Below are 10,105 nucleotides of genomic sequence, written 5' to 3'. Positions count from 1 at the left end.
GCCAGCGTGTAGTCCCGCTGCGTGCGTTTGATGCCTGATTCCATTGACTCGCCTTTTCTGAGGGAAAAGGTGTCAACCCAGGTCAGGACGGGTCAGCCCCAAAGAAAAAGGCGCCCCGCGGGGCGCCTTTTTCATGGCCATCGATATCTGGCCGGAGGCTTTGGAGGTTGGCTCTTACTTGCGCAGCAATGCCTTCAGCGCATTCTGCAGGCGGCGCGCACTGGAAGCATCGTGCGCCGCAGCCAGCACCTTGCCGGCATCCTGGCCCCAGGTCTGGGCCGGGGCCGGATCGCCGCGCTTCGTCAGCAGCTTGAGCTGAAGTGCACGACGCGCGTCGAGTTGCTCGGCAGGCGTCGGCACTTCGGCGGCCATTTCGAGACGCAGCAGCGCTTCGGCGGCATCGTTCGCGGCGGCCGTCGGCGCAGAGCCGATGGCCTGCGACCATCCAGTGCGCACCGCGGGCGTGACCGCGCGGCCCAGTTCCTGGATGCTCGGCAAGCGGCTGGCGTCGCGCTGTTCCCATGCGCCCAGCACCTGCGTCAGGGCTTCGCCATGCGCTTGTGCTGCGAGCTTGCGCAGCGCCATGTCGGCGCGTTCGAGCGCTTCGCGTTGCGCGCGGAAGGCCGCGTCGCCCAGGCGCGGGCCGCGATCTTCGAAGCGCGGCGGACGATCGCCGAAGCGGCCGGCCGGTGCACCGCGATCGCCACGCGCGTCACCACGGGGCGCCCCACGGTCGCCGCGATCACCAGGGCGACCCGGGCCACCGGCACCAGGACGTCCACCATCGCGACGGTCACCGAAACGGCCACCGGCGCCGCGGGCTGCGGGCGCTGCTTCGGCCTTCTTGCTACTCGGGCGGTCGTCGCCGCGCATGGCCACGACTGGCTTCGGTGCGGGCTTCGGCGCCGCGGCTGGCGCTTCCGCAGCGGCGGCTTCGCCGGCGTCATGCGCCTCGCCATCGGTGCGTGCCGAAGCATCGGCGCCGTCGGCGGGCGCCACGAGATCGGCCGAAGCGGCGGGCGCTGCATCGGCGGTCGTGCCGGGCGAGGCTTCCGCATCGCTCGGGCTCGGTGCCTGCTCGGCGCTTTCGCCGAATTCGGCGGCCGCCTGCCCCGGGGCCACGACCTCGGTCGCGCCGACCGATGGGCCGTCGGTCGCGACAGCAGCCTGCTCGGCCTTCGGCGCGGGCGGCGGCGCTTCACCGCGCAGCGCGCCTTCCAGGCGGGCAATGGCGGCACGGATCTTCTGCACGTCGCCGCCGGCATTGGCTGCGTCGAGCGCCTTGGACGCTTCGAGCACATAGCGGTCGTGCTCGCTCATCGCGGCCGACGCCTTTTCGCGCTCTGCCGTCTTGCGGTTGAAAGCTTCGTCGATGGGCGCGCGGAACGCGTCCCACAGCTTCTGTTCGTGGCGGCGGTCGAGCGGCACGCTCTGCGCCTCGGCCTGCCAGCGCTGCTGCAGCGCCTTCACGGCGTCGATGCGCAGCATCGGCTGGGCGCCGAGTTCAGCCGCCTCGGCGATCATGGCCTGGCGGCGTTCGACGCTGGCCTTCTGCGCCGTCTCGAACGGAGCGCGAGCCGCGCCGAAGGCTTCGTTCCACAGCGGCTGCAGCTCTGCGAACACCTTTTCGCCCACGTGACCGGCATCGCGCCAGCGGTCGGCGAACTGGTGCAGCGCGCGGTTGTGCGCCTTCAGGTCGGTGGCGCCGGCATGCTCGGCAGCCCAGGCCTTGACTTCCTCGATCAGCGCGACGCGGAGCGCGCGATGCTCGGCCGCATCGGCGCGAACCTTTTCGAGCCAGGCCTCGACCACCTTGTGGGCTTCGTTGCAGGCTTCGTCGAAGCGCTTCCAGAGCGCGTGGTTCGGCACGCCGCCTTGGTCGGCCTGCTTCCACTGGTCGCGCAGAGCGCGCAGCGTTTCCTGCATCTTGCGGCCGCCAAGGGCCTGGCCTTCGGGGCGCTTGAGCAGGCCTTCGGCCTTGGCCACGAGGTCTTCGCGCACCTTGTCGGCGCTCCAGCGCTGCCAGCCTTCGAGTTCGCCAGCGGCCACCAGCGCGGCATGCACGCGGGCTTCGAGCGGCGCTTCGACCAGCTTGCCGTGCTCCTTGAGCACGGCGCGCAGCGCGGCAGCCGCGCCGGCGCTGGCCTTGCCATGGCCTTCGGCGGTTTCCTGTTCGAGCTTGGCGAGCGCGGCCTGCACGGCGTCTTGCGCGGCGGCGCGCACGGCCGGATCGACCTTGGGTGCGGCGGGGCGAGCAGGCGCGGCGGGCTTGGGCGCCACGACCTCACCGCGCGCGGCGCGCAGTTCGTCGGCCCACACGGGCACGGGCGGCAGCGGCGCAGCAGCATCGGCGGCAGCAGCAAGGGCCTGGGCCAATGCGCTGTGGAACGCATCGGACACCACCAGCAGTTGCGACTTGGACGATTCGAGCTGCGGCGCGAACTTGGCGTCGAGGCTGGTCCAGTTGGCGTCGGTCGTGATCTCGGCCGCCTGCTGCTGCCAGTGGGTCACGTCGGCGCGCAGCGATTCTTCGGCGGCCTGGGCGTCCTGCCAGCCCTTGGTGGACAGCACTTCGAAGCGCTGCGCCAGCAGCACGGCGGCTTCACGGTGCACCTGGGCGCGGTGCTGCAGGTCTTCGATGCCCTTGACGCGTTCGGCCAGCTTGAGCTTCAGGCCGGCCAGCGGCTCGCGCGACAGCGGCGCGCCGGCCTTGGCGGCGTCGCGCTGCCAGGCCAGTGCATCGGCGATGTTGAGCTTGGACTGCCCCAGCAGGGCCTCGGCCTTTTGCGCCCATTCGGCGGCAATTGCCTCCTGCCCCTTGGCGCGCTTGAGTTCGTCGAGCTTTTCGCGCAGCAGGCGCGCGGCGCCCTTGTCACGACCGCTCAGCTCCTTGAAGACCTCCTGCATCTGCTCGGCAGTGGGAGTGCCCGCGAGCCAGTCGCGGATGCGCGCGGCGCGCTCGCCGGAAGTCGGCGCGGTGAAGGCGCCGCCGGTGAGCGTGTCGAGGGCCTGAAGGTCGTGTGGCTTGGAAGAAGTAGAGGTCACTGCGCGAAATCGTTGTCTTGGTAGAGAAAGCGAAGGCGCCGGCAAAGGCCGGCGCACATCGACATTTTCACCCACTTGCGGCTGGCCATTGAATTCCGTCCAGAAACGGTGGCGTACGCGGGGTTGTGGGCGTGGAGGTTAACGGACTACATATATAGCAAGCTGGAGAAAAAAACCAAGTCCGCGGACCGGATCCTGATCGGGTCGTCGCGCCTCACTTCATGGTCAGGCTGAGCTCGGCGCCCGGTTTCCAGTCGCTGCCGCTGGCACTTGTGCGCACGGCTCCCAGGAAGAGGCGCTCGCTCGGCAGCTTCTTCGCGAGCAGGTAGTCGCGCACGGCCGCGCCGCGCTCGACCGCCAGCTGGCGCATCGACTCCTCGTCGACCGGCACGCTGGCGAACAGCAGCTTTTCCATGTCCGGCACGGGCAGGTCTTTGGCCAGGCCGACGAGGTTGCGCGGCTTGGTGATGTCTGCGCGCTTGTACACGGCAGTCAGCAGTTCGGGGTATTCAGCGTCGGTGACGGGTGGCACGTCGGTGCCGGTCTGGCCGCCGCGCACCGCAACGCGGCGCTTCTCGGCGTAGGCGAGCTGGCGCACGCGCTGGCGCTGGTAGGCGTCGCGCTCCTTCTCGAGGCTGGAAGTGCCGATCACCGTCATCTGCAGCGTGGTCCGGTCGGTCAGCGCCTTCGCGACCTTGTCCAGGCCTTCTTTCGCGGCGGCGCTCAGCTCGGAACTGCCGGGCTCGAAGGTGATGGCACTCGATTCACCGCTGCCGCCGCCCAGGCCGCCGGTAAGCAGGCTGAACGGTGCCGTCACGGCCTTGACGATCAGGTTGACCACGGCCTTCCAGATCAGCGGGCCGACGCTGAACTGTGGATCGTTGAGCGAGCCGCTGAGCGGCAGGTCGACGTCGATCACGCCGTTGCGGTCGGCCAGCAGGGCCACGGCCAGCTTCACCGGGAGGCTGGCAGGCGCGCCCGCCACCTCGTCGCCGAACTGCAGCTGATTGAGCACCAGCTTGTTGGTGGCCGTCAGCTGGCCATCGGGGGCGACCTTGTAGTTGACGTCCATGCTCATCTTGCCGCGCTCGATGCCGTGGCCGGCGTAGCGCACCGAGTACGGCGACAGCGGGGCCAGGTCGAGGTCGCGCATCTTGGCGGTGATGTCGAGTTCGAGCGGTTTGGCCAGCGGGTTGAGCTTGCCGGTGATTTCCAGCGCGGCTGTCTGCTGCGCCTTGCCGCGCAGCTCGAGGTCGGCCAGCGCGGGCCGGCCGCTCTCGCCCTTCGGCGGGTTCGACGAGAACGAGCTGAGCTTGCCGGTCAGCTCGCTGAGGTCGGCCGAGTAGTTGGGCTTGACGAACAGGTCGGTGAAGTCGATCTTGCCGTTGACCAGGCTCATCGGGCCGAAGTTGATGACGGGCGCAGGGCCGCTGTCCGCCTGCGCGGTGGCGACTGGCGCGGCGGCTGCCACCGGCTTGGCCGGCTCGGGCGCTCCCCCAACCATGTTTTCGGCCGACACCGGTGCGCCGCCCGAAGGCCTCGCCGGCACGGCTCGTGTCGTGGTGGTCGTGCCACCCGGGCCCTTGCGGGTGGAGGCTTCGCCCGCTGCCGCGGCAACGGCGTTGGCTTGTGCCTCGCCCTTCTTGGTCAGGTTCAGCAGGTTGAGCCGGCCGGTGGGGTCGATGATCACGCGGGCGAAGAAGTCGGTCAGCGTGGTCTCGCGCACGTCCACGTTCGGCGGCGCGTTGGGCGCCATGCTGACCTGCAGGCCGCGCAGGCTCAGGGTCTTCCAGCTCAGCAGCTGGTTGGTGTTGCGGTCGAAGCCGGGCGACTGGGTGAGCGAGACGCTGTTTGCGCGGAAGTCGTCGAGTGCGGTGTCGCCCGACAGCTTGATGCTCATGCCCGCCGGCAACGTCGCATAGCGCACCGTGCCGCGATAGCTCGCGAAGGCGCGGCGGATGTCGACGTTGAGCGCATCCGCGTAGTAGGCCTTGAAGGTATGGGCGGGGAACGACACCACCTCCAGCCGGCCCTCGGCCGCGAGCGGCTTGAGCACGACATTGCCCTTGTAGTCGAAGCGCCCCGGGTCGGAGCGCCCTGAACCGATGCGGCCGGAAACTTCGAGCGGCGACGTCGTATTGGTGTCGGGCGCGATCTTCTGGGCGTGGAGCTTGAAGGCAGTGACTTCCACGGTCACCGGGTTCGCGCCGGCCTTGTCCGCATAGGAGAGCGCGCCGTTGTCGACCGCCAGCGTGCCGATGGTCAGCGCCCAGGGCTTGGTGTTGGCGCCGGGCTGCGGCATTTCGGCAGCCGCAGGCTTGGGGGCAGCGACCTTCGCTTCGGCTTCCTTGGTGCCGCCGCCGGCCGGCGTCTTGAGCCAGCGCTCGAACATCCAGCGTTTCTCGCTGTCGCGCTCCACGCGCACCTTGGGGTTGGTCGCTGTGAACGAGGCCACGTTCAAGGTGTGCTTCGTCATGTCGACCTCGGCGTCGACCAGCTCGAAGCGGCCGACGCTGGCCAGCGCGGTCTTGGCTTGGGTCAGCGCAAGCCCATCGGCGGACAGGCGGCGCGCCTTGAACTTCAGGTCGGGCTGGGCCCAAGCGATGTCGATCTGCCCGCTAAGCTTGCCATCCAGCGTGGGCTCCAGGCTCTGCGCCAGGTAAGGTGCGGCCAGCGACAGCGGCAGCGCATCGACCTCGGTCTGCACGTCGGCCACCTTGTCTGTAGCGCTGCCCTTGAACTTGAGCGAGGCGCCGGCAATGGCCGTGCTGCCATTGAATTCGGCCGGCTTTTCCATCGGCCAGGTGACGCCGGTGACGTCGAGACCGAGGTCGGTCACGTCGACGGCGGCAGCAGGATTGACGGTTTCGTCTCGCCAGCCGATGCGCCCGCCGTTCAGGGCCACCTTGTCGACCTGCACCTTCAGAACGGGCTTTGGTGCCGGCTTGCCGGCCGGTGCGCTCGCTGCCGCGGCGGGTGGTGACGCGACCTTCTCGGTCGCGCCGGTGGCGGGGTCGGTGGCCAGCAGATTGAGCTTTCCGGCCGCGTCGCGCGCCACCGCCAGTTGCGGCTTGACCAGCGCGACTTCGCTCAGATGAAACACCGACTCCAACGGGCGCACATCGGCCAGCGCCAGCTTGAGCGAATCGAAGGCCAGCAGGTCGCGGCCACGCGCATCAGCCACCTTGGTGGCATGCGCCTCGACCGTGCCGGTGATCTTCAGGCCAGTGGTCGCGGCTTGCTCGAAGCCGATCTTCAGGTCGGCATCGAGGCTGCCTGCCTGGAGCTTCACCGGCAGGCCGCCCGGGATGTAGCCGAGGTACGGCACGAGGTCCAGCCCCTTGAACTGCACGTGGGCGTCGGTCTTGCGGTTGTCGGAGAAGGGTGTGGTGAAAGCCGCCGAGTCGAATTTGCTGCCGTTGAGCGCGAAGGCGAGCTTGGGCTCGGTGTTGATGTCGCGCTTGGAATCGAGGTTGCTCAGGAAGGGCACCTTGAGCACGAAGTCGCGCAGTTCGTGCTTGCGCTTGACGGTCTGGTCGTCGAAGTCGACGGAACCACCATTGATTGCGATGTTGTAGATGGCAAAGCGCGCCGGCTTGGCGTTCGGGTCGGGCGGCGGGCCGGCCGAGAGCTTGGCAAGGATGTCGTCGATGTCGTATTTGCCGTCGGCCTGGTGCGTGAGCAGGATTGCAGGCCCGTCGACCGTGACCGCGTCGATCACTGGTGCGAGCCGGAAGATCGACTGCAGTTCGGCGTCGGCGTAGATGCGGTTGATGGCCACCTGCGACTTGCTGCCATCCGCGGTGGCAATGCGCAGGTCGTTCAGCGTGAGTTCGAGCGTCCAGGGCTTGAAATCGATCTTGCCGACTGTTACCTGCCGCCCCAGCTTCTCGCTTGCGATCTTCTGAAGCTGGCTCTTGGCAATCGGCGGCACCGCCAGCCAGGCAATGACCCAGAAGGCCAACAGAACCAGCACCGCGACGATCCCACGTCGCACCCATTTGTTTTGTTTGATCGAAGCTACGTCCATCGCCAGAGTGTGCCGCAAACAAGCGGCAACGCGAGGTACGCAAAAAGGACGCAAGCCCACCTCCGGAAGAAATGCCAGAAACACCGAGGAACCGGCTTTGCCGGGCCTCAGGCGTTGCCCCCGGCAGGGGGGTAGGAGAAGCGACACGAAGTGCGCGCAGCCTGGGGGCGAGCCAAAAGAAAGCCCGGTGATTCGACGGAGTGTCTTGTCACCGGGCTTGATGGCGGGCACAAAACCCATGCCATCGATTCGCGCGACCGGAAGTCAATGGTTCCTGCCGTGCTGGCAGCAAGAGATTGCCACCGTGGATCCTCGGACGCTGAACCCTTGACTTGCACCTCGGGCTGCCGGACCTCGGAAAAACACCTGAAAAGCTCAGGCCCGTCCAGATTAGGCGTCGCACCCTCGGATTGCAAACGCGTTTTACAAAGGGATTTCCCTTAAGCCGAAACGCCTCGAAACGGCAACTTTTTTAAACAACTATTAGCATAACGAAGCAAATCCTTATGCTTGACCGGGTATTTAGCCACGCTAGAATCCGCCCTGCTCTGACCGCCCGACGCGGCAGAGCCACCCTGAATCCGCTGCCGAACTCCCCCGGCTTGATCAGGTCGCCGCGCCCCTAACCCCCTTCACTCCATGCGCGGAGCCTGATTCGTACCAATCCAAGCGCCGCTGCCTTCATCCATCGCCTTCCGTGGCGTTGCGACTCGGGTGCCGCACAGAAAGGAAGAGCGATGAACAAGGCGTTTGATGTCACGGCCCGCGGGCTAAGGACCTTCGTGTCCGATGTGGCAGACGGCTTTTTTGAAATTACCCACAACGGGTTTGCACTGGTCGGCCTGGCCATTGTGTTCGCGGCCCTCGCCCTGGTGGCGCGGCCCGACCTGCGCAAGACCGGCGAGGAGCAACTGATGGGCTGGCTGCAGTCGCGCAAGCCTGCGCCTGAAGTCACCGATCTCGAGCCCACCGCCATCGAGCGCACCACGGCCGCGAGCCCCGCCGATCTGCCCAAGCAGCAGGCCGCCGTGGCTTACTGGCTGAGCAAGAAGTACCGCGTGGCCGCCGAACCGCTGAGCGTGCTCGTGGCCGAGGCCTATGGCATCGGCAAGCGCACGAAGATCGACCCGACCCTGATCCTCGCGATCATGGCCGTCGAATCCAGCTTCAACCCGTTCGCCCAGAGCCAGGTCGGCGCGCAAGGCCTCATGCAGGTCATGACCCGCGTGCACGGCGACAAGTACGAAAGCGCGGGCGGCACGCTCACCGCCTTCGACCCGGTGACCAACATGCGCGTCGGTGTCAAGGTGCTGCAGGAATGCATCTCGCGCGCCGGCTCCCTCGAAGGCGGCCTGCGCTACTACGTGGGCGCGGCCAACCTCGAGGACGACGGCGGCTACGCCGCCAAGGTGATGGCCGAGCACGAACGCCTGCTGCAGGTGGCCAACGGCCGCGCGCCGTCGACGGTCACGCCGCCAACCGTGCGTCCGCAGCCGATCCCTGTGGCAACACCGCCCAAGCCTGCCGAAGAACGCACTGAGCCGGCCAAGGTGGCCCTGCTCTCCTCCGTTTCCTGAAGAGGTTTCGGGCCGGGTGTGAGCTACACTCGGCGGGTACGCGACTGGCGATAGGCGCAGCACCCGAACACGGTGCCACGCGCTGACGTGGAATACCACTGGGAAGCGTACCGCCTGACCACAACAGGCGTTCAGCCGTTCGCCTGGGCAGCCCTTGTTTGGTTGAAGAACAAGGACCTCGTCTTCAAAGGACTGCCATGTACCAACGCAACATCCTGGTCGAACAGACCGATCCCGAAATCTGGGCCGCGATTCAAGCCGAAAACGCGCGCCAGGAACATCACATCGAGCTGATCGCCAGCGAGAACTACGCCTCGCCGGCCGTCATGGCCGCCCAGGGCTCGCAGCTCACTAATAAGTACGCCGAAGGCTACCCGGGCAAGCGCTACTACGGCGGCTGCGAGCACGTCGACGTGGCCGAGCAGCTGGCCATCGACCGCGTCAAGCAGATCTTCGGCGCCGACGCCGCCAACGTGCAGCCGCATTGCGGCGCCTCGGCCAACGAAGCCGTGATGCTCGCCTTCCTGAAGCCCGGCGACACCATCATGGGCATGAGCCTGGCCGAAGGCGGCCACCTGACCCACGGCATGCCTCTCAATATGAGCGGCAAGTGGTTCAGCGTCGTGAGCTACGGCCTGGACGCCAACGAAGCCATCGATTACGACGCGATGGAACGCAAGGCGCATGAGCACATGCCCAAGCTCATCATCGCGGGCGCCTCGGCGTATTCGCTGCGCATCGATTTCGAGCGCTTCGCCAAGGTGGCCAAGGACGTCGGCGCGATCTTCATGGTCGACATCGCCCACTACGCAGGCCTCGTGGCCGCGGGCGTGTACCCCAACCCGGTGCCGCATGCCGACGTGGTCACCTCCACCACCCACAAGAGCCTGCGCGGCCCGCGCGGCGGCATCATCCTGATGAAGTCGCAGCACGAGAAGGCCATCAACAGCGCCATCTTCCCCGGCCTGCAAGGCGGACCGCTGATGCACGTGATCGCCGCCAAGGCAGTCGCGTTCAAGGAAGCCATGGCGCCCGAGTTCAAGGCTTACCAGCAACAGGTGGTCAAGAACGCCCAGATCGTGGCCGACACCCTCACCCAGCGCGGCCTGCGCATCGTGAGCGGACGCACCGAAAGCCACGTGATGCTGGTCGACCTGCGCGCCAAGGGCATCACCGGCAAGGAAGCCGAAGCCGTGCTGGGCAGCGCCCACATGACGATCAACAAGAACGCGATTCCCAACGACCCGGAAAAGCCGATGGTCACCAGCGGCGTGCGCATCGGCACCCCCGCCATGACCACCCGCGGCTTCAAGGACGAAGAGGCCCGCATCACCGCGAACCTGGTTGCAGACGTGCTCGAGAACCCGCGCGACGCGGCGAACATCGACGCCGTGCGCGCCAAGGTTCACGCGCTGACGAGCCGCTTCCCTGTCTACCGCTGATTCCGAGCAAG

At 67.3% G+C, this 10,105-nt stretch carries 4 protein-coding genes and 1 riboswitch; of the genes, 2 read left to right on the top strand and 2 right to left on the bottom strand.

Annotation, left to right across the window (positions count from 1 at the left end):
* Nucleotides 1-174: 174 nt before the first annotated feature.
* A complete protein-coding gene (locus BLV60_RS15470; protein ID WP_093055964.1) occupies nucleotides 175-3,045 on the bottom strand; it encodes a DUF349 domain-containing protein in 2,871 nt (956 codons plus the stop codon).
* Nucleotides 3,046-3,259: 214 nt separating this feature from the next.
* Entirely contained in the window at nucleotides 3,260-7,075 is a 3,816-nt protein-coding gene (locus tag BLV60_RS15465; RefSeq protein ID WP_093055962.1) for a DUF748 domain-containing protein, read from the bottom strand.
* A gap of 737 nt (nucleotides 7,076-7,812) precedes the next feature.
* On the opposite strand from BLV60_RS15465, the gene BLV60_RS15455 reads away from it, so the two are divergent.
* Together BLV60_RS15455 and glyA are read left to right on the top strand one after the other, a co-directional pair.
* Nucleotides 7,813-8,652 (top strand): lytic transglycosylase domain-containing protein, encoded by an 840-nt coding sequence (locus BLV60_RS15455; protein WP_093055958.1) that lies wholly within the window; start codon nucleotides 7,813-7,815, stop codon nucleotides 8,650-8,652.
* Between the two features lie 30 nt (nucleotides 8,653-8,682).
* Nucleotides 8,683-8,808, top strand: a riboswitch (ZMP/ZTP riboswitch).
* Nucleotides 8,809-8,849: 41 nt separating this feature from the next.
* Complete coding sequence (gene glyA / locus BLV60_RS15450) at nucleotides 8,850-10,094, top strand: serine hydroxymethyltransferase (RefSeq protein ID WP_093055956.1); 1,245 nt, start codon at nucleotides 8,850-8,852, stop codon at nucleotides 10,092-10,094.
* The last annotated feature ends 11 nt before the right edge of the window (nucleotides 10,095-10,105 follow it).

It is taken from the genome of Variovorax sp. YR634 (assembly GCF_900106655.1).
GTDB lineage: Bacteria > Pseudomonadota > Gammaproteobacteria > Burkholderiales > Burkholderiaceae_C > Variovorax.
The sequence above is the reverse complement of the archived record's forward strand: the minus strand, read 5'-3'. Positions and strand labels throughout refer to the sequence as shown.

Coding starts and splice junctions, on each gene's coding strand:
- glyA (WP_093055956.1), top strand. CDS start 8,850: ATGTACCAACGCAACATCCTGGTCGAACAGACCGATCCCGAAATCTGG.
- BLV60_RS15455 (WP_093055958.1), top strand. CDS start 7,813: ATGAACAAGGCGTTTGATGTCACGGCCCGCGGGCTAAGGACCTTCGTG.
- BLV60_RS15465 (WP_093055962.1), bottom strand. CDS start 7,075: ATGGACGTAGCTTCGATCAAACAAAACAAATGGGTGCGACGTGGGATC.